The sequence below is a fragment of the Streptomyces sp. NPDC016309 genome (assembly GCF_043077235.1).
Classification (GTDB): Bacteria; Actinomycetota; Actinomycetes; order Streptomycetales; family Streptomycetaceae; genus Streptomyces.
In genome coordinates this window covers 185339-204344 of sequence record NZ_JBIBSG010000006.1, presented here as the reverse complement: position 1 = coordinate 204344, position 19006 = coordinate 185339, and the positions used below count along the sequence as shown (strand labels likewise).

Sequence of the window (19006 nt, the reverse complement as noted above, 5' to 3'; positions counted from 1 at the left end):
GCCCATGGTGGAGGAGCGACGGCCGCGACGGGAAGAGTTCACGGAAGCTGACACGTGGCGATCGTACGTGCCCCCTCGGACAACGCGGACCGGCCCCCGCAATTCACCTCGGCGTCACTCCGCGTTGAACCATCCTCACTCCCGCGTTACCCATGGGGCGGAATTGTGCATGACCATGACCGGTAACGGCAGGCGACGCTCCTCCACCACCCCCTCCCTCCTCAGGACGGCGGCGGCACTCGGTTCGGCGTGCCTGCTGGCCGGGTGCGGGGTCATCCCTGGGGCCACGGGGGGCTCCAGGGAGCCCCTCACCGTGATGACCTGGGCCCCCGACAACACCCGCGCTACCAATATGCCCGGTATGCCCGCCATGGGGCAGGCGTACGCCCGCTGGATCAACTCCCGGGGCGGCATCGGCGGCCGCGAGCTGCGCGTGCTCACCTGCAACGAGGGCAACGACCCGGCGGCCGCCGCCGCGTGCGCCCGGCGGGCGGTGCGGGAGGGCGTGGTGGCCGTGGTCGGCTCGTACAGCCAGAACGGCCGGGCCTTCATGCCTCCGCTGGAGGCCGCCGGCATCCCCTACATCGGCGGCTACGGCGTCACGGACGACGAGTTCCGGAGCCCGGTCTCCTACCCCGTCAACGGCGGCCAGGCCGCGCTGCTGGCGGGCAACGGGCTCCAGCTCGCGGACTCGTGCGACCGGGTCTCCCTGGTACGGCCCGACTCGCTGCCCGGCGCCGACCTGCCGTTCATCCTCAACTCGGGCCTCACCCAGGGGCACCACCGGACCGCCACCGACATCCCGGCCGCCGACGACGCCGGCGAGTACACCGAGGAGGCCCGGCTGTCCCGCAAGGGGGCGGGCGAGGAGGGCGGTTGCGTCACCGCCGCCCTGGGCGAGCACACCGCCACGTTCTTCGACTCCTTCCGCCGCCTCCCGCCCGACGGCCGGGACGTCAAGGTCTCCTCGGTCCTGGGCAGCGTGGACCAGCCGCTCATCGACCGCACCGGGGGTGCCGGCGGCCCCTTCGAGGGGGCCTACATCACCGGCTGGTACCCGGAGGCGGGGGACCCGCGCTGGGACACGATGAAGCGGGTGCTCCGCGACCACGCCTTCGCCGACAACCGGATCGACCCGGCCGACGCGGGCGTGCAGACGACCTGGATCGCCTACACGGTGCTGACCGAGGTCGTCGAGTCCCTGGACGGGGAGGAGATCACCCCCCGCCGGATCGGGCAGGCCCTGAACCGGGGGGTGCGGGTGGACACCGGGGGTCTCACCCCGCCGCTGCGCTGGCGCTACGAGGACATGCTCGGCACACCGGGCACGCCCCGGGCGGTCAACTCCCGGGTCACGTTCCAAGTGGTGCGACAGGGACGGCTGGTGGCCCAGAAGGACGGCTTCGTGGACGTCGGCCCGACGCTCCGCCGGGCCGCCGCCCTGTAGGACCTCCGCTTCCGTCGGTGGGCCGGCTCAGAGCTGCGCCGGCTGGCGCGGGGTCAGCCCGTACGTGCCCGCGATGCCGTTCCAGAGCCGCGAGGCCTCCCTCTTCGCGGTCGTCGCCTCACCGCTGGCCCGGTTGCCCTGGGCGAACTCGGCCGTGCTGCGCGCCTTGCCGCCCTTGCAGCCCTTCTTGCCCTTGGCCTCCGTCGCCCAGGCCGCGTAGTGGTCGTCGGCGGAGGCGGACGCCTGCCAGGCCTTGGTGAGCGCGGCACTCAGTGCGGCGTGGTCGGGGAGCTTGTCGATGCTCAGGCCCTCCAGCCGCGTCACCAGGTCCCGGCGCTGCCCGGCGGCACCGCGCAGGTCCGTGGCGGCCCGGTCGAGTTCCCGGCACTGCTTGATGTTCTCCACGGAGCGGATCACCGTGTCGCGGCTGTTGTTGCTGTCCGCGAGGAGCTTGTCGAGGGCCTCCGCCTGCGTCCTGACCGGGTCGGGGGCCACCTGCGAGGAGCCCGCGCCCGGGGTCGGGGAGCTGGCGGCGGCGACGCCGGCCTTGTCGGCGCCCTTCTTGTCGTCCTCGCCGCCGCTGAGCAGGGCGCCGGCGCCCAGGCCGAGCACGGTGGCGCCGATGACGACCGCCGCGATCAGCGGGAGCTTCGACGAGCGGCGCGGGGCGGGCTCGTCGTACGCCTCCTGATACTGCTGGGCGGGCTGGTGCGCCTGCGGTGCCTGGGGTGCCTGATACGGCTGCTGGGCCTGCCGGCGCGGCGCCTGGGCGCCGTAGGGGGGCAGGTGCTGCGTGGCCGCCGCGTCGTCGCGGAACAGGCTGTCGAACTCGGCCGGGGGCTGCCGGTCGCCGGGGGCACCGGGACGGATGCCGTAGGGCGCTCCGGACGGCTGGGGCGGAACGGGCGGGAGGTACTGCGTGGCGTTCTCGTCGCCGGCCGGCTGCCGGGTGCCGAGGAACGTGGTCGACTCGGCCGGGCTCTCGGGCCGGGGCGTGCTCGCCGGCATGGGCATGGGCCCGGCGCCGGTCGCGCCGACGGGCGGGAGGTACTGGGTGGCGGCCGCGTCGCCGGCCCCGGGGGTCACCTCGGGCGGCAGGGGCTGGGCGACGGTGCCGTACGCCTGCTGCTGCGGGGGCTGGTGCTGCTGCTGCGGCGGCTGGTGCGCGTGCTGCTGGTGCTGCGGCGGCTGCTGCGCGTGCTGCTGGTGCGGCTGGTGCGGTTGCGGGTGCGCGTGCTGCTGGGGCTGCTGGTACGGACCGGGCTCCCCGCCGTACGGACCCGGCTGCTGGGGCGGCAGGGGCTGCTGCTGTCCGTCCGGCGGCCCCCACGGGCCGCCCCACGGCCGGCCCCCGGCCGGCCCGGCGTCCGCCGCGCCGCCCCAGGCCTCACTGCCCTCGGCGGGCAGCACGACACCCTCGTGCGCGGGCCGCGCCGCGGGATGGTGCGGCTCCTGGCCCTGTCCGCTCTGCGTCACCGGGACTCCTACGTGTGAACCTGTAAACCTACGGAAGCGTCGGCTCACGCTACCGGGTGACGCAGAGCCCGCGCACACGTGTGTGGCGGCAGTAACAAGATCCTTCCCCGCGACGCTGTTGAGACGGGCACCGCACCGGGCCTCAGGCGGCCTGGAGCTCCAGCCGGGCGCCGAACTCCCGGACGGCGGGCTCGTCCGCGTACGGCTCCAGCCGCTGTTGCAGGTCGTCCAGGTACTCGGCACCCCGCGACGACCGCAGCGTGCCCAGGAGTTCGGCCGCGCGCGTACCCGTGTGGCAGGCGGCCTCCACCTCGCGCTGCTGGACCTGCGCGGTGGCCAGCAGGACCAGCCCGATCGCCCGCCGCCGCGCCCGTGTCCCGGGGTGACCGTCCAGCGCCTCGCCGGCCGCCCTCGCCGCTTCCTCGGGCCGGCCCAGGTCCCGGTAGCAGTGGGCCAGCTCGTCCGCGAGGTACGCCCGGTCGAAGTGGGCGATCCAGGCGGGGTCGTCGCCCGCCTCCGGATCGCTCCGGTCCATCGCGGTCACCGCCCGCGCCGCCACCTCCTGGCACGTGCGCAGATCACCGAGCAGGGCGTGCCCGCGCGCCTCGGCCGCCAGGAACATCGCCTCCGCCCGCGGCGGCACGTGCCCCCGTGCGCCCTCCTGCGCCGCCCGCGCCAACTGGGCGATCTCGCGCGGGTTGCCGAGCTGGGCCGCCAGGTGGCTCATGGACGCGGCCAGGACGTACCCGCCGTACCCGCGGTCGCCGGCCGCCTGCGCCAGCCGCAGCGCCTGGATGTAGTACCGCTGCGCCAGCCCGGGTTGCCCGGTGTCCACCGCCATGTACCCGGCGAGCTCCGTCAACCGGGCCACGGCGGCGAAGAGTTGCCGGCCGACGGTGTCCCGGTACGAGCCGGACAGCAGCCCCGACACCACGCTGTTCAGGTAGTGCACCACCACGGGCCGCACGTGCCCGCTGCCGAACCGGTGGTCCAGGTCGACCAGCGCGGCCGTCATCGCCCGTACCGCCTCGACGTCCGCCGCCCCGACCCGCGAGCCCGCCTGCCGGGCCACCTGCGGGTCGGCGCCCGTGATCAGCCAGTCTCTGCTGGGCTCCACCAGCGCGGACGCCGCCACCGTCGAGCCGGACAGGAAGTCGCGCCGGCCCACGTCGCTGCGCCACAGCTCGCAGACCTGCTCGATGGCGCCGAGCACGGTCGGCGAGAACTGGAGGCCCACGCCGGAGGCCAGGTTCTTGCCGTTGGCCATGCCGATCTCGTCGATCGTGACCGTGCGCCCCAGCTTCCGGCCGAGGGCCTCGGCGATGATCCCGGGGGCCCGGCCGCGCGGCTGCTGGCCGCGCAGCCAGCGGGCCACCGACGTCTTGTCGTACCGCAGGTCGAGCCCGCGCTCCTGCCCCACCATGTTCACGCGGCGGGCGAGCCCGGCGTTGGAGCACCCTGCTTCCTGGATGAGAGCCTGTAGCCGTTCGTTCGGCTGACGGGCGACGAGCGGCCTCGCTGCCATTGACTACCCCCTGTTGCCGCGGTGATCAGTCCCGCTGATCACTGCCCGGCTGATATGCGGAGAATGCAGAAGTTGACCTGCGAATACTGACGAAACCGATGAAGGACCGAGAAGGGCACGCACAGTTACGGAAGTGGGCGGAAGGCGCGGGAAGCGCCGGTCGTACGCAAAGGTCCGATGAAGCCCGATACGTCGTGCAATAGCCTGAGACGGTCACCTCCCCCGACTGTGGCTACCCGCGCACCGCTTCCGGTCCCCATGCGCGCCCCCGTTCGTGCATCCGTGCGCCCCGGATGCCGAATCGATGCTCCTCGGCCTCCCTTCCCGCGCCCCGTAACCCCCGCTGGGGTGGGGAGTTGAGTCCTTTCGTGGAAGAGACCATCGGAGTCACGGAAGCCGCACAGATCCCCAAGCAGCGCGGCGAGCAACTGCTGGACTGCGCCGTGCGGTATGCGGAAGAGCGGCACTGGGACGTGTTCCCCGGCACCTGGCTGGAGGCGGTCGACGGCCACGAGCGGTGCTCGTGCGGCGAGACCGCGTGCCCCGCGGCGGGGGCGCACCCGGCCCGGCCGGACTGGGCGACCCAGGCGACGGGCAGCGCCGTGGTGGCGCGCCGGCTGTGGGGGAAGCAGCCGAGGGCGTCGATCCTGCTGCCGACGGGCCGTACCTTCGACGCGCTGGACGTGCCGGAGGCGGCGGGCTTCCTGGCGCTGGCGCGGATGGAGCGGATGGACCTGACGCTCGGCCCGGTCACCTGCACCCCGGACCGCCGGATGCTGTTCTTCGTGCTGCCCGGTGCCGCCGTGAAGGTGCCGGACCTGGTGCGCAAGCTGGGCTGGTCGCCGACCGGCATCGACCTGGTGGCCCGGGGCGAGGGCGAGTACGTGGCGGCGCCGCCGACCCGGGTGGGCGGTTACGGCGCGGTGCAGTGGGCCCGCCGCCCCACGCCGGCGAACCGGTGGCTGCCGGACGTCGAGGAGCTGATCAGCCCGCTGGCCTACGCGTGCGCCCGCGAGGCCGCCGACGCCAGGGAGGCCGCGGCCGCCCGGGCCCGCCAGGGCTGACCGGGGCCCGGCGGGGCTGACCGGGGCCCGGCGGGGCTGACCGGGGCCCGGCGGGGCGAGGGACGAGGTGGCGGGCGGAGTGCCGAGGACGGCGCCGCCCGCCGCTCGCGTCCGGGGGCCGGGCCAGCGGCCCCGGCGTCATGGGCCCGGCGCGGGGCGGAGGTCAGGGACGGGCGGGGATTCGGGGCGGGCGGGGGTTCGGGGCGGGCGGGGGTTCGGGGCGGGCACGGCGGGCGGGTGCCTTCAGGCTGTCAGGACACCGTCGAGGAACGGGCTGATGGCGGTGCGCCAGCCGTCGGGCCGGTCGTAGTGGACGAGGTGGCCGGCGTCGGGGACCTCGGCGTACCGGCCGTGGGGCAGGACGCGGACCATCTCCTGCGCCTCCGCGCGGCCCAGTTCGCCGTCGAGGCCCCGGACGACGAGGGTGGGGCAGCGGACCTGGGCGAGGGAGTCCCAGTGGGCGTCGTACACCCAGGTCTCCCGGGAGGTGAGCATCTGGCGGCGGGAGAAGAGGGGGCGCCAGCCGTCGGGGCCCTCGGTCATGACCTCGGCGAAGAACTCGCCGCGGGCCGGGTTGGGGCGCTCCACCCAGGGGTCGTCCTCGCCGAACCACTTGCGGACGTCGGCGAGCGTGGCGAACGGCAGGGGCCAGGCGCGGAACCAGTCCTCCCATTCGCGCTGGGAGGCGGCGCCGAGGGCGGAGGCCCGCATGTCGCAGATGACCAGGGCCCGGACGAGGTCGGGGCGCTCGGCGGCGAGCTGCCAGGCGGTCAGGGCGCCCATGGAGTGGCCGATGAGGGTGACGGGCGCGAGCCCGAGCTGTTCGATCGCGGCGGCGGCGTCCGCCACGTACGCCTCGCGGGTGAAGGGGCCGTCGGCCGGCTTGTCGCTGCGGCCGTGCCCCCGCTGGTCGAGCGCGACGGCCCGGTGCCGCTCGGCGAGCCAGCGGGCGGTGGAGGCCCAGTGCGAGGCGCGGCCCATCAGGCCGTGGAGGAGGAGCACCCCGGGCGCCTGCTCGGCGTCCGCGGGCGTGCGGCCCTTGGGCGGGTCGGCGAACTCCCAGGCGGCGAGGCGTAAGCCGTCGGCTCCGGTCAGGTCGATGCGTCGCACCATGTGTCCTGACACCCCCTTCTGTCACGTGCACGGGCCAGACTATCGAACCTGTATTCGAAAACTGGGGTTCCAGCCGCAACACCGCTCGTTCGAGTGACCCGGCTCCAGGGTTGACGGCCGCCGCCGAGGGGAGATCTTCATCGGGAGGCGGGCCGCTCGGGGAAAACGGTCCGAGGGGATTGACCCTGAGAGCTCGGGGCTCCGGGTCAGCACAGGGGAGGTCGGGCCCCGGCGCCGTGCGGCGCCGGGGCTCTCCCCATGTCGGGGGCGTCCAGGCGGGCGCATCACCCTGCCCCTCCCCGGGCGCGGGGACTCGGCCCACGCCCACTCACGTCATATGCCTGAGCCAAGACTGGCACGGGAGCCGCCCCGGCGCTGCCATTCCGCTCGAAAGCGCGTTCCGTGACGGGTGGGGCGGACGCGCCGCCCGGCCCGGGGACCCGGGCAGGGCACCGGACGACGCTCCGGGAGCCGGTGCGGGACGGGGCACCCGCCCCGCCGCACCGGAGGTCAGCGCTTGGCGACGAAGACGTGCGACGCCACGTCGGCGCCCAGCTCGGCGGCCTCGCCGCTGCTGCCGACCAGCACCCCGCCGGGCGACTCCGTCACACTCACCACCGAACCGGGCTGCACGCCCGCCCGGCGCAGCGTGTACATGAGCTGGGCGTCCGTCTGGATCGGCTCGCCGATCCGGCGCACCACCACGGTCTTGCCCTCCGGGCCCGCGTCGAGCTCGGCCAGCGACACCATGCCCTCGTCCAGGAACGCCTCGGTCTCGGCCTTCTCGCCCAGCTCCTCCAGGCCCGGGATCGGGTTGCCGTACGGGGACTCGGTGGGGTGCCGCAGCAGCTCCAGCACCCGGCGCTCCACCGCCTCGCTCATCACGTGCTCCCAGCGGCAGGCCTCGGCGTGGACCTGCTCCCACTCCAGGCCGATCACATCGACCAGCAGGCACTCGGCGAGCCGGTGCTTGCGCATCACACGGGTGGCCAGGCGGCGTCCCTCGTCGGTCAGCTCCAGGTGCCGGTCGCCCGCGACGGTCACCAGACCGTCCCGCTCCATCCGGGCCACCGTCTGGCTGACGGTCGGCCCGCTCTGGTCGAGCCGCTCGGCGATGCGGGCGCGCATGGGCACCACACCTTCCTCTTCCAGCTCGAGGATGGTGCGGAGATACATCTCCGTGGTGTCGATCAGTCCGGACATTCGTGCCCCTCGAAAGATTCGTGCGCTGGCCCTGACTCAATTCTTGCGCATCGCGCCGACAACCGTGCCGTCCCGCGAGGAGCCGGTATTGACAGAGCAATGGTCCAGACCGCAACGTGATCCGCGACACGGAGAGAAGGGGCCTGACGCCATGGCTGACACCACCGGCGGGAGCGAGCTGGCCGGACGGTTCTTCGACGCCGCGATCGGCCTGCTCCGGCGCGTGCGGGACGAAGAGGCGCCGAACATCGCGGCCGCGGGCGCGGCCATCGCCGACACCGTCGCCTCGGGCGGCCGCGTGTTCGCCTTCGGCGCCGGCCACTCGTCGCTCGCCGCCCAGGACGTCGTCTACCGCGCCGGCGGGCTCGCGCTGGTGAACCTGCTCGCCGTGCCCGGCGTCGTCGGCGTCGACGTCATGCCCGCGACGCTCGGCTCCGCCCTGGAGCGGGTGGACGGGCTGGCCGGGGCGGTGCTGGACTCCTCGCCCGCCCGGGCCGGAGACGTCCTGGTCGTGGTGTCGCTGTCGGGGCGCAACGCCCTGCCCGTCGAGATGGCGATGAACGCCCGCGCGCTCGGCCTGAAGACCATCGGGGTGACGTCGGTGGCGTACGCGGAGGAGACGAAGTCCCGGCACGCGTCGGGCACCTTCCTCAAGGACCACTGCGACGTCGTCCTGGACTCCAAGATCGCCGTGGGGGACGCGGAACTCACCCACGAGGGCGTCGAGGCACCGTTCGCCCCCGCGTCCACCGTCGTCACCAGCGCCCTGATGCAGGCCGTGATGGCCGCCGCCACGGAGGAGCTGGTGGCGCGCGGCATCGAACCGCCGCTGCTGCGCTCCGGCAACGTCGACGGGGGCCACGAGTGGAACGGCCGGGTGATGACCGAGTACGCGGACCGCATCTTCTTCCGCCACTAGGGAGCGTCCGCGCAAGTCTCGCCCGGCCCGCCCGGAGGACGGGACGTCGCGGACACGACGGGCCGCCCGTCAGCCGGCGGCGGCCCCCGCCAGGTCCACCGCCGCCGCGACGCGCACCGCGACGCTCTCGGCGTACACCGCGTCCGGGCGCTCGAAGGCCGGGCGCGAACCGGAGCGGAGGAAGGTGACGACGCCGAGCGTCCGGCCCCGGCTGCGGAGCACCGTGCACAGGGCGTGCGCGGCGTCCCCGGGCCACTGCCGCTCGGCGGCCCACGCCTCGGACGAGCTGCTGGCCCGCACCGAGCCCGCCCGCTCCATCGCCTGGAGCGCCGGGTGGCCCGCGGCGTACCGGACCGGGATGCCGCCACCGGCGGGGCGGGCCACCGGACCGGGCTCGCCGGTCGGGGAGGCGGCCGCCCGGACGAGCCGGCCGCCCTCGGCGAGGTCCACCAGCGCGTGGTCGGCGAACCCGGCCAGCGCGAAGTCCAGGTAGGTCGCCGCCGCCTCCATCGGGTCCTCGCACTCGGCGGCCGCACCGCCCGCCCGGTGGAGCTGACTGGTCCGGAACCGCAGCCGGTCGGCCTCCTGTTCCGCCAGCTTGGCGTCCGTCACGTCCTGGAACAGCCAGCCGACCCCGAGCGGCACCGGCTCCTCCGCGAGCGGCGATGCCAGCCGCAGGAAGCCGCTGCGCCAGCAGCGCCGCCGCTCGCCCTGCGCCGTCCTGAGCGTCACCCACAGCTCGACCGGCGCCCGGGGCGGGCCTTCGGCGAGGACGTGGTGGAGCGCGCCCTCCAGTTCCTCCACGCCCTGCACGACCACCTCGCCGAGCGGCCGGCCGAGCAGGCCGGTCCGCCCGGCGCCGAGCGCCCGTGCGGCGTGGACGTTCACGACGGTGGGGCGGAGGTCGACGTCGACCAGGACGACGCCCCAGGAGGCGTCGTCGAACAGGGCCTCGCTCAGGGCGATGGACCGCTCCAGGTCGATCTGGGCGTGCACCTCGCTGAACGCGCAGTACACCCCGGCCGGCCGGCCGTCCGCGCCGCGCACCCCGGCGGACTGCGTCCGCACCAGGACGCGGCCGCCGTCCTTGCGGACCAGGGCGAACTCGTGGACCTGGCGGCCCGGCGCGTCCATGACGGCCATCAGCCGCCGGCGCACCTCGTCGGCGTCGGCGCTGCGCACGGCCCAGCCGGCGAACCCGCTGCGCCCGACGGCCTCCTCGGCGCTCCACCCGAGGATCCGCTCGGCCTCGCGGTTCCAGTGGGTGATCACGCCCTCGGCGTCGAACGCGCACAGCGCGGCGTCCATCCCGTCGAGCAGCGCGGCGAGCAGATCGGCCCCCGGCCCGAGAGCCTTGGCGGTCTCGCTCCTGGACGCACTCATCCCGGCACCCCCTGCAGGACGTGTACTCACGTGCATGTGCACGCCACCGGTCATTCAACTGGAACGTGACCCAGGGCACACCCGGTTCCCGGAAATCGCCCGCCGAGAAAAAACGGTTGTGGGGCGCGGACGGGGTTCCTAGGGTGTGGAGCACACGAAGAAAGGAGGTGATCCGGAAGTGGTTTCTTTTCGGATGCGTGAGGTGACTGCGGGCTGAGGCCCGTTGTCGCACTCTGTGCAACGTCGGCAGGCCTCCTGCCGCAATCCCCAGCAGTCACCGACCCGCGGGCTCGCCGGCACATCCGGCCGGCCTCTCCGTCAGGAGAGCCAAGAGCCCGCGGGTTTCCGCTTGTCCGGGGTCTCCGCTTGTCCGGGGTCCCCGCCCGCCGGAGCCCGCCCGCGTCCGGCCCGTGTTCCCGCGTACGGCGGCTGAGTACCCGGCCCGGCGGCTCTGAGTACGGGGACGGTGTCCGCCCCGTCGCCGGCCCCGCAGCATGTCGGCATGGACACGACCGACGACCCCTTCGCCCCCAGCACCCGGGCGGTGCGCTTCCTCGCCGGCACCGGGCTGGTGCTGCTGGCGTTCGCCTTCGTCATGACCCTGGTGGTGCTGCTGCGGCAGAGCTACGCGGGCGACGGCGTCGCCGGCCCGCTCGCCGGTCTGGCCATGTGGTCGCTGGGGCTCTCGGCGCTCGTGGGGCTCTGGGCGGCGTGCCTGCCCGTCGACGCGGTGGGCCACCGGGTGCGGCGGGCGGCGGTGTGCGTCCAGTACGCGGCGATGGTGGCGGGACCCCTGATGGCGGCGGTCGACCCGGCGTGACGCGGCCCGCCGCGGGTCAGGGCGACAGCCGCTCGACCCGCCAGGCCCCGCCGTCGCGGACGTACCGCAGCCGGTCGTGGAGGCGGTTCTCGTGGCCCTGCCAGAACTCGACCGTCGCGGGCTCGACGCGGAACCCGCCCCAGTGCGGCGGGACCGGCACCTGCTCGCCCTCCGGGTAGCGGGCCGCCAGCTCCTCGTACCGGGCGACCAGCTCCGCCCGCGAGGCGATCACCGAGGACTGCTCGCTCGCCCAGGCGCCGAGCTGGGAGCCGTGCGGGCGGGTGCGGAAGTAGGCGGCCGTCTCGTCCCGCCCGACGCGCGACGCCGTGCCGGTGACCATGACCTGGCGGGCGACCGGGTGCCAGGGGAAGAGCAGCGAGACGTACGGGTTGGTCTCCAGCTCCGCGCCCTTGCGGGAGCCGTAATTCGTGAAGAAGACGAACCCGCGGACGTCGTAGTGCTTCAGGAGCACCGTCCGCGACGACGGCCGGCCGTCGGGCGTGGCCGTCGAGACGATCATGGCGTTCGGCTCGACGATCGCCTCGCTGTCGGCGGCGTCCTTGAACCAGCGCGCGAACTGTTCCATCGGCCCGTCCGCGAGGTCCGACTCCAGGAACTCGGCGGTGCGGTACTGCTCGCGCATGTCGGCGGGATCGAGCGCTGCTGGATCGAGAGCGTCTGTCACAGGGCCATCCTGCCGTAGCCGCCCAGTCTGCCCGGCACCGCGTGCCACTAATCTCCCTGACCGGTTCGGCGCAGTGTGCCGGATGTCACGCTTCCCCGCATCCGACGAACCCGACAGACTCTTGGGCTGGGTCACTGTCCCCTCCCTACGACGGTGAGGATGACCACCAGTCGTACGGGGCATCACCGCACCACCGGAAGACACCCCGGACTGCCGCAACCTGTCGCACACCTCACGAGGAGCCGCCTGATGTCCGACTTCGTACCCGGACTCGAAGGAGTCGTCGCGTTCGAGACGGAGATCGCCGAACCGGACAAGGAGGGCGGCGCGCTCCGCTACCGCGGCGTCGACATCGAGGACCTGGTGGGCCAGGTCTCCTTCGGGAACGTCTGGGGCCTGCTGGTCGACGGGGCGTTCAACCCCGGTCTGCCGCCCGCCGAGCCGTTCCCGATCCCGGTCCACTCCGGTGACATCCGGGTCGACGTCCAGTCCGCGCTCGCCATGCTCGCGCCCGTCTGGGGCCTGAAGCCGCTGCTGGACATCGACGAGGAGGAGGCCCGCGACGACCTGGCGCGCGCCGCCGTGATGGCCCTGTCGTACGTCGCCCAGTCGGCGCGCGGCCAGGGGCTGCCGATGGTTCCGCAGAGCGAGATCGACAAGGCGGAGTCCGTCGTCGAGCGCTTCATGATCCGCTGGCGCGGTGAGCCGGACCCCAAGCACGTCAAGGCCGTCGACGCGTACTGGACGTCCGCCGCCGAGCACGGCATGAACGCCTCCACCTTCACCGCCCGTGTCATCGCCTCCACCGGCGCGGACGTGGCCGCGGCCCTGTCGGGTGCCGTCGGCGCCATGTCGGGCCCGCTGCACGGCGGGGCGCCCTCCCGGGTGCTGGGCATGATCGAGGAGATCGAGCGCACCGGTGACGCCGGCGCCTACGTCCGCAAGGCCCTCGACAAGGGCGAGCGCCTGATGGGCTTCGGCCACCGGGTGTACCGCGCCGAGGACCCGCGCGCCCGGGTGCTGCGCCGTACCGCCAAGGAGCTGGGCGCGCCCCGCTTCGAGGTGGCCGAGGCGCTGGAGAAGGCCGCCCTGGAGGAGCTGCACAACCGCCGCCCGGACCGGGTCCTGGCGACGAACGTGGAGTTCTGGGCGGCGATCATGCTGGACTTCGCGGAGGTCCCGGCGCACATGTTCACGTCGATGTTCACCTGCGCCCGGACGGCCGGCTGGTCCGCGCACATCCTGGAGCAGAAGCGCACCGGCCGCCTGGTCCGCCCCTCGGCCCGCTACGTGGGTCCCGGCCCGCGCAGCCCGCGCGAGGTCCAGGGCTACCAGGACATCGCCGGCTGAGGTCGTACGCACACGGCGCCGTACCTGCTCGGGGGCGGCGCCGTCCGCGTGCGGCGGCTCAGTCCAGGACGTCGTCCAGGAGGGCGGCCCACTGGGCCACCACCCGCTCGCGGCGCGCCGAGTCGTCCGTGAGGAGGTTGGCCAGGCCCAGTCCGCGGGCCATGTCGAGCAGGCCCTGGACGGTTTCGCGGACGCCGGGACGGGACTCGTCGGCACCGAGCAGGTCGACCGCGATGCGGTGGGTCTCACGGCCCACCCGGGCCTCCAGCTCGGTCACCCGGGGGCGAAGCTGCTCCTCGTCGGAGGCGGCCACCCACAGGTGCAGGGCGGCCCGGAACAGCGGCCCGGTGTAGAGGCCCACCAGGGCGGACACGACGTCGGCGCGGCCCTGGACGGGCAGGGCACGCAGTGCCTGGGAGCGCTCCTCGGCGACGTACTCGACCGCCGCGGTGAACAGGTCCTCCCGGGTCGGGAAGTGGTGCTGTGCCGCGCCGCGCGAGACGCCCGCCCGCTCGGCGACGACGGAGACGGTCGAGCCGGCCCAGCCGCGTTCGGCGAGGCAGGCGACCGCCGCCGCGAGGAGCCGCTGCCGGGTGGCCCGGCTGCGGTCCTGCTTCGGCTCCTTCGTGGCTGTCGTCACACCACCCATGCAGGGTCCCGTCGTTCGAGGAAGGCGGTCATGCCCTCGCGTGCCTCCGCCGAGGCGAAGAGCGAGGCCGAGCGCTGTACGAGGTCCTCCGCGTCGCGCTCGAACGTCTCCAGCACCCTAGCCGTGACCAGCCTCTTGGCCTCGGCCAGCCCCTGCGGGGAGGCCTTGCGCAGCCCGTCCAGCACCGGGGCGAGAACACCGTCGACGCCGTCCACACCGTCCCCCACGACCGTGACCAGGCCGATCCGGGCCGCCTCGGCCGCGTCGAACCGCTCCCCGGTGAGGTAGTAGCGGGAGGCGGCCCGCGGATCGAGGCGCGGCAGCAGCGACAGGGAGATGACCGACGGGGCCACCCCGATCCGCACCTCGGTCAGGGCGAAGTCCACGCCGGTGCCGGCCGCCACGATGTCGCACGCCCCGAGGATGCCCAGCCCGCCCGCCCGGACGTGCCCGTCCACCCGGGCCACCACCGGCTTGGGCAGCTCGACGATCGCCCGCAGCAGCGCCACGAAGGTGTACGGGCTGGGCGGTGCCTTCAGGTCGGCGCCGGCGCTGAAGGTGGGCCCGGTGTGGGTGAGCACCACCGCCCGGACCGCCGGGTCCTTGCCGCAGTCGTCCAGCGCCCCGGCCAGTTCGCCGACGAGCCGCGCCGACAGGGCGTTGCGGTTGTCCGGAGAATCCAGCGTCAGGGTCGTGATGCCCCGCTCGTGCGCGGTGGTGACGAGACTCGTCATGCGCCTTCCCGCTCCCTCAGTTCGCGCCGGAGTATCTTCCCCGACGCCGCCCTCGGCACGCCCTCGACGAACTCGACGCGCCGGATCTTCTTGTACGGGGCGACCTTCCCCGCCACGAAGGCGATGATGTCGTCGCCCGTCAGTCCGGTGGTGCCGGGTTGCGGAACGACGAACGCCTTCGGCACCTCGTTGCCGTCCTCGTCGTACACCCCGATCACGGCCGCGTCGGCGACCGACCCATGGGTCAGCAGCAGTGCTTCCAACTCGGCCGGGGCGACCTGGAAGCCCTTGTACTTGATCAGTTCCTTGACCCGGTCGACGACGAACAGCCAGCCGTCGTCGTCGACCCGGCCGATGTCCCCGGTGTGCACCCAGCCGTCGGAGTCGATCAGCGCGGCGGTGGCGTCGGGCCGGCCCAGGTAGCCCTTCATGACCTGCGGGCCGCGGATCGCGATCTCGCCCTCCTGCCCGGGCGGGACGTCCTTGCCGGATTCGTCCAGGGACAGCAGCCGCATCTCGGTGCTGGGCAGCAGTCTGCCCACCGTGCCGGGCGGGGGGGCGATGGCGTCCAGGGGGACGACGTGCGTGCCGGGCGACAGTTCGGTCATCCCGTACGCCTGCCGCACCGGGGGCAGGCCCAGGCGGGCGGAGCACGCCTCGGCGAGGCGGGCGTCGAGCGGGGCGGCGGCGCTGACGACGTACTCCAGCGACGACAGGTCGTACCGCTCGACCGCCGGGTGCTTGGCGAGCGCCAGGACGATCGGCGGGGCGACGTACAGGGCGTTGATGCGGTGCTTCTCGATCGCCGCGAGGAACCGGTCGATCTCGAAGCGGGGCAGGACGACGACGGTGGCGCCCATCCGCAGCGGGGCGTTCAGCAGGGCGGTCAGCCCGTAGATGTGGAAGAAGGGCAGCACCGCCAGGACGCGGTCACCCGGGCCCATGGGGATGGTCGGCTCGAGCTGGGCCAGGTTGGTGGCGATGGAGCGGTGGGTGAGCATGACGCCCTTGGGGACGCCGGTGGTGCCCGAGGAGTAGGGCAGGGCGGCGAGGTCTTCGTCCGGGTCGATGGGGACGGCCGGTTCGGGGGCGGTCGAGCCGAGCATGTCCAGGACGGACCGGTGCCCCTCGGCCTCGTCGCAGACGAAGACCTCGGCGATCCCGCCCGCCAGCTCGGCCGCCCGCCGCGCGGTGGGCAGGAGCGGGGAGACGGTGACGATCCAGCGGGCGGAGGAGTCCCGGAGCTGTGTGGCGAACTCCTCGGGGGTGGCCAGCGGGTGGACGGTGGTGACGGCCGCCCCGGCGCGCGTCGCGCCGTAGAAGACGACCGGGTAGGCGACCGTGTTGGGGCTGTGCAGGGCGAGGACGTCGCCCTTGCGCAGGCCCGCCTCGGCGAGCGCGGCGGCGACCCGCCGGTGGTACGTGTCGAGCTGCCCGTAGGTGAGGGTGAGGTCGCCCGCCCCGTCGACGAGGGCGGTCTCGCCGGCGTACACGGCGGCCGAGCTGGCCAGCACCGCGTCGTGGATGGGGAGGGAAACGGTCGGGACGTCCGCGTACGCGCTGTGGAACACCATCACGGCTCCTGTCGGTACGGCTGCCGGCGCCTGGCTCAGTACGACTTGGGCAGGCCCAGGGTCTGGTGGGACACGTAGTTGAGAATCATTTCCCGGCTTACCGGAGCGATGCGTGCCACTCGTGAGGCGGTGATGAGCGAGGCGAGGCCGTACTCGCGCGTGAGGCCGTTGCCGCCGAGGGTGTGCACGGCACTGTCGACGGCCCGCACGCACGCCTCGGCGGCGGCGTACTTGGCCATGTTGGCGGCCTCACCCGCACCGGTGTCGTCGCCCGCGTCGTACAGGTGGGCGGCCTTGCGCGTCATCAGGCCGGCCAGCTCCAGCTCGATGTGGGCCTGGGCGAGGGGGTGGGCGATGGCCTGGTGGGCGCCGATGGGGGCCTGCCACACCTGGCGGTCGTTGGCGTACCCGACGGCGGTGGCGAGCGCGTACCGGCCCATCCCCAGGGCGAACGCGGCGGTCATGATCCGCTCGGGGTTGAGCCCCGCGAAGAGCTGGAGCAGCCCGGCGTCCTCGTCGCCGACGAGCGCGTCGGCGGGCAGTCGCACGTCGTCGAAGGTCAGCTCGAACTGCTTCTCGTGGGCGTGCAGTTCCATGTCGATGCGCCGGCGGCCGTAACCGGGGGCGTCGCGCGGGACGATGAACAGGCAGGGCTTGAGCCGCCCGCTGCGGGCGTCCTCGGTGCGGCCGACGACAAGGGTGGCGTCGGCGATGTCGACGCCGGAGATGAACACCTTGCGGCCGGTGAGGACCCAGTCGTCCCCGTCGCGGCGGGCGGTGGTGGTGATGCGGTGGGAGTTGGAGCCCGCGTCGGGCTCGGTGATGCCGAAGGCCATGGTGCGGGTGCCGTCGGCCAGGCCCGGGAGCCACCTGCGCTTCTGCTCCTCGGTGCCGAAGCGGGCGATGACGGTGCCGCAGATGGCGGGCGAGACGACCATCATCAGCAGCGGGCAGCCCACCGCGCCCAGTTCCTCCAGCACGAGGGACAGTTCGGCCATGCCGCCGCCCCCGCCGCCGTACTCCTCGGGCAGGTTGACGCCGAGGTAGCCGAGCTTGCCGGCCTCCGCCCAGAGGGCCTCGCGGTCGTGCTCGCGCCCGTGGCGGCGGCCGAGGGCGGCGACGGCCGTGCGCAGGGCGGACTGCTCCTCGGTCTCGATGACTCCGGTCATGCCTGTTCCTCCTGTACGTGCTGTACGACGGCGAGCAGGGCACCGACCTCGACCTGGTGGCCGGGGACGGCGTGGAGCGCGGTGAGCGTGCCGGAGGCGGGAGCGGTGACGCGGTGCTCCATCTTCATGGCCTCCAGCCAGACGAGGGGCTGCCCGGCCTCGACGTGGTCGCCGGCCGCCACGTCGGCCACCCGGACGACGGTGCCGGGCATGGGCGCGAGCAGGGAGCCGGGCGCGGTGCGCTCGGCCGGGTCGGTGAACCGGGGGTGGGCGGTCAGCCGGTGGCCGTTCACATGGACGGCGCCGTCCCCGTGGGCGGCCACCGTGAAGCGCCGGACGACGCCGCCCGCCTCCAGGCGCACGCACCCGGGCGCGGCGGCCACCACCCGGACGCCCGGGTGGGACTCGACGGTGAACCCGCCGTCCCGGGTGGGCCGGTAGCGCACCTCGTGGTCGCCGTACCGGGCGGTCTGCGGCTGCGACGGTACGTTCCGGAAGGCGCCGAACCGGCCGGAGCGGCCGGCCGCGGCGGCGAGCGCGGCGGCGACGGCCGCGTACTCCTCGCCGGGCGCGGGGGCGGTCAGTTCGGCCAGGTGCCGCCCGTAGAACCCGGTGTCGAGGCGCCCGGCCACGAAGTCGGGGTGCCGCAGCGAGGCCACGAGCAGGTCCCGGTTGGTGACGGGCCCGTGCACGCGGGCGCGTGCGAGGGCGTGGGCCAGCTTGCGGACGGCCTCCTCCCGGGTGGGCGCGTGGGCGACCACCTTGGCGAGCATGGCGTCGTAGTGGACGCCGACGGTGTCCCCGGCGGCGTACCCGGCGTCGACGCGCAGTCCTTCGCCGGCGGGGACGTCCAGCGCGTGCAGGACGCCCGTCTGCGGGGCCCAGTCCCGGGCCGGGTCCTCCGCGTAGAGCCGGGCCTCCACGGCGTGGCCGGCCGGGGCGGGGGGTTCCGGGGGGAGGGCGGCGCCCTCGGCGATCCGGAGCTGGTGGGCGACCAGGTCCAGGCCGAAGACGGCTTCCGTGACGGGGTGTTCGACCTGGAGCCGGGTGTTCATCTCCAGGAAGTACGCCCGCTCCCCGGCGACCAGGAACTCGACGGTGCCCGCGCCGACGTAGCCCACCGCCCTGGCGGCCGCGACGGCCGAGGCGTGCAGCGTCTCGCGGAGGGCGGGGCCGAGGCCCGGCGCGGGGGCCTCCTCGACGACCTTCTGGTGCCGGCGCTGGAGCGAGCAGTCGCGGGTGCCGAGCGTCCACACCGTGCCGTGCGCGTCGGCGAGGACCTGCACCTCGACGTGGCGGCCGCGTTCGACGTACGGCTCCGCGAACACCTCGCCGTCACCGAACGCCGACCGGGCCTCGGCGGCGGCCGCCGCCAGTTCGCCGGGCAGGGCGGCCAGGTCGCGCACCACCCGCATGCCCCGGCCGCCGCCGCCCGCGGCCGCCTTGAGCAGCAGCGGCAGGTCCTCCTCGGTGGCCGTCGCGGGGTCGACGGGTGCCAGCAGCGGCACGCCCGCGGCGGCCATCAGCTCCTTGGCGCGCGTCTTGGACGCCATCGTCTCGACGGCCTTCGGCGGCGGGCCGACCCAGGTCAGGCCCGCGTCGGTGACGGCCCGCGCGAAGTCGGCGTTCTCGGAGAGGAACCCGTAGCCGGGGTGCACCGCGTCGGCACCCGCCGCGAGGGCGGCCCGCACGACCAGGTCGCCGCGCAGGTAGGTGTCGGCGGGCGCCGCGCCCGGCAGCCGTACCGCCGCGTCGGCCTCACGGACGTGCAGGGCGTCCGCGTCGGGGTCGGCGTACACCGCCACCGTGCCGATGCCCAGCGTCCGGCAGGTGCGGAAGACGCGGCAGGCGATCTCGGCGCGGTTGGCGACAAGGACGGTGGAGATCATGGGGTG

The 19006-nt window shown here is 74.3% G+C and carries 16 protein-coding genes; 5 read left to right on the top strand and 11 right to left on the bottom strand.

Going from position 1 to position 19006, the window contains the following annotated elements; translation table 11 throughout:
- Positions 1 to 175 precede the first annotated feature (175 nt).
- Positions 176 to 1447, top strand: coding sequence for an ABC transporter substrate-binding protein (locus tag ACF068_RS17245; RefSeq protein WP_392275310.1), 1272 nt, complete (start codon positions 176 to 178; stop codon positions 1445 to 1447).
- Positions 1448 to 1474: 27 nt separating this feature from the next.
- Here ACF068_RS17245 and ACF068_RS17240 read toward each other — a convergent pair whose 3' ends face one another.
- Positions 1475 to 2923 (bottom strand): hypothetical protein, encoded by a 1449-nt coding sequence (locus ACF068_RS17240; protein ID WP_392275063.1) that lies wholly within the window; start codon positions 2921 to 2923, stop codon positions 1475 to 1477.
- Between the two features lie 142 nt (positions 2924 to 3065).
- On the bottom strand, positions 3066 to 4448 hold the full coding sequence (locus ACF068_RS17235) for a transcriptional regulator (protein WP_392275062.1): 1383 nt from the start codon (positions 4446 to 4448) through the stop codon (positions 3066 to 3068).
- 368 nt (positions 4449 to 4816) lie between these two features.
- On the opposite strand from ACF068_RS17235, the gene ACF068_RS17230 reads away from it, so the two are divergent.
- Complete coding sequence (locus tag ACF068_RS17230) at positions 4817 to 5512, top strand: bifunctional DNA primase/polymerase (protein ID WP_392275061.1); 696 nt, start codon at positions 4817 to 4819, stop codon at positions 5510 to 5512.
- Between the two features lie 243 nt (positions 5513 to 5755).
- Here ACF068_RS17230 and ACF068_RS17225 read toward each other — a convergent pair whose 3' ends face one another.
- Together ACF068_RS17225 and ACF068_RS17220 are read right to left on the bottom strand one after the other, a co-directional pair.
- On the bottom strand, positions 5756 to 6625 hold the full coding sequence (locus tag ACF068_RS17225) for an alpha/beta fold hydrolase (protein ID WP_392275060.1): 870 nt from the start codon (positions 6623 to 6625) through the stop codon (positions 5756 to 5758).
- A gap of 510 nt (positions 6626 to 7135) precedes the next feature.
- Positions 7136 to 7828: a metal-dependent transcriptional regulator gene (locus ACF068_RS17220; RefSeq protein WP_392275059.1), complete on the bottom strand. Its 693-nt coding sequence runs from the start codon at positions 7826 to 7828 to the stop codon at positions 7136 to 7138.
- A gap of 151 nt (positions 7829 to 7979) precedes the next feature.
- Here ACF068_RS17220 and ACF068_RS17215 point away from each other — a divergent pair, with 151 nt between their 5' ends.
- Positions 7980 to 8747, top strand: coding sequence for an SIS domain-containing protein (locus ACF068_RS17215; RefSeq protein ID WP_392275058.1), 768 nt, complete (start codon positions 7980 to 7982; stop codon positions 8745 to 8747).
- A gap of 69 nt (positions 8748 to 8816) precedes the next feature.
- Here the strand turns inward: ACF068_RS17215 and ACF068_RS17210 are convergent, their stop codons facing one another.
- Entirely contained in the window at positions 8817 to 10130 is a 1314-nt protein-coding gene (locus ACF068_RS17210) for a PAS domain-containing protein (RefSeq protein ID WP_392275057.1), read from the bottom strand.
- Between the two features lie 502 nt (positions 10131 to 10632).
- Here ACF068_RS17210 and ACF068_RS17205 point away from each other — a divergent pair.
- A complete protein-coding gene (locus ACF068_RS17205; RefSeq protein WP_392275056.1) occupies positions 10633 to 10950 on the top strand; it encodes a hypothetical protein in 318 nt (105 codons plus the stop codon).
- A 16-nt stretch (positions 10951 to 10966) separates the two neighbouring features.
- Here ACF068_RS17205 and pdxH read toward each other — a convergent pair whose 3' ends face one another.
- Positions 10967 to 11593 (bottom strand): pyridoxamine 5'-phosphate oxidase, encoded by a 627-nt coding sequence (gene pdxH / locus ACF068_RS17200; protein ID WP_392275309.1) that lies wholly within the window; start codon positions 11591 to 11593, stop codon positions 10967 to 10969.
- A gap of 291 nt (positions 11594 to 11884) precedes the next feature.
- On the opposite strand from pdxH, the gene ACF068_RS17195 reads away from it, so the two are divergent.
- Positions 11885 to 12985 (top strand): citrate synthase 2, encoded by a 1101-nt coding sequence (locus tag ACF068_RS17195; RefSeq protein ID WP_392275055.1) that lies wholly within the window; start codon positions 11885 to 11887, stop codon positions 12983 to 12985.
- A 58-nt stretch (positions 12986 to 13043) separates the two neighbouring features.
- Here ACF068_RS17195 and ACF068_RS17190 read toward each other — a convergent pair whose 3' ends face one another.
- From ACF068_RS17190 to ACF068_RS17170, 5 genes are read right to left on the bottom strand one after another with little or no spacing between them, the layout of a single operon-like run.
- Positions 13044 to 13634 carry a TetR/AcrR family transcriptional regulator gene (locus tag ACF068_RS17190; protein WP_392275054.1) on the bottom strand — a complete coding sequence of 197 codons (591 nt, stop codon included), beginning with the start codon at positions 13632 to 13634 and terminating at the stop codon, positions 13044 to 13046.
- Positions 13622 to 14368, bottom strand: coding sequence for an enoyl-CoA hydratase family protein (locus tag ACF068_RS17185; RefSeq protein ID WP_392275053.1), 747 nt, complete (start codon positions 14366 to 14368; stop codon positions 13622 to 13624). Before ACF068_RS17185 ends, ACF068_RS17190 begins: the two co-directional genes overlap by 13 nt.
- A complete protein-coding gene (locus tag ACF068_RS17180; protein WP_392275052.1) occupies positions 14365 to 15942 on the bottom strand; it encodes a 4-coumarate--CoA ligase family protein in 1578 nt (525 codons plus the stop codon). The genes ACF068_RS17185 and ACF068_RS17180 overlap by 4 nt, the downstream gene beginning before the upstream one ends.
- 35 nt (positions 15943 to 15977) lie before the next feature.
- Positions 15978 to 17111, bottom strand: coding sequence for an acyl-CoA dehydrogenase family protein (locus tag ACF068_RS17175; protein WP_392275051.1), 1134 nt, complete (start codon positions 17109 to 17111; stop codon positions 15978 to 15980).
- Positions 17108 to 19000 carry an acetyl/propionyl/methylcrotonyl-CoA carboxylase subunit alpha gene (locus tag ACF068_RS17170; protein ID WP_392275050.1) on the bottom strand — a complete coding sequence of 631 codons (1893 nt, stop codon included), beginning with the start codon at positions 18998 to 19000 and terminating at the stop codon, positions 17108 to 17110. The genes ACF068_RS17175 and ACF068_RS17170 overlap by 4 nt, the downstream gene beginning before the upstream one ends.
- Positions 19001 to 19006 lie beyond the last annotated feature (6 nt).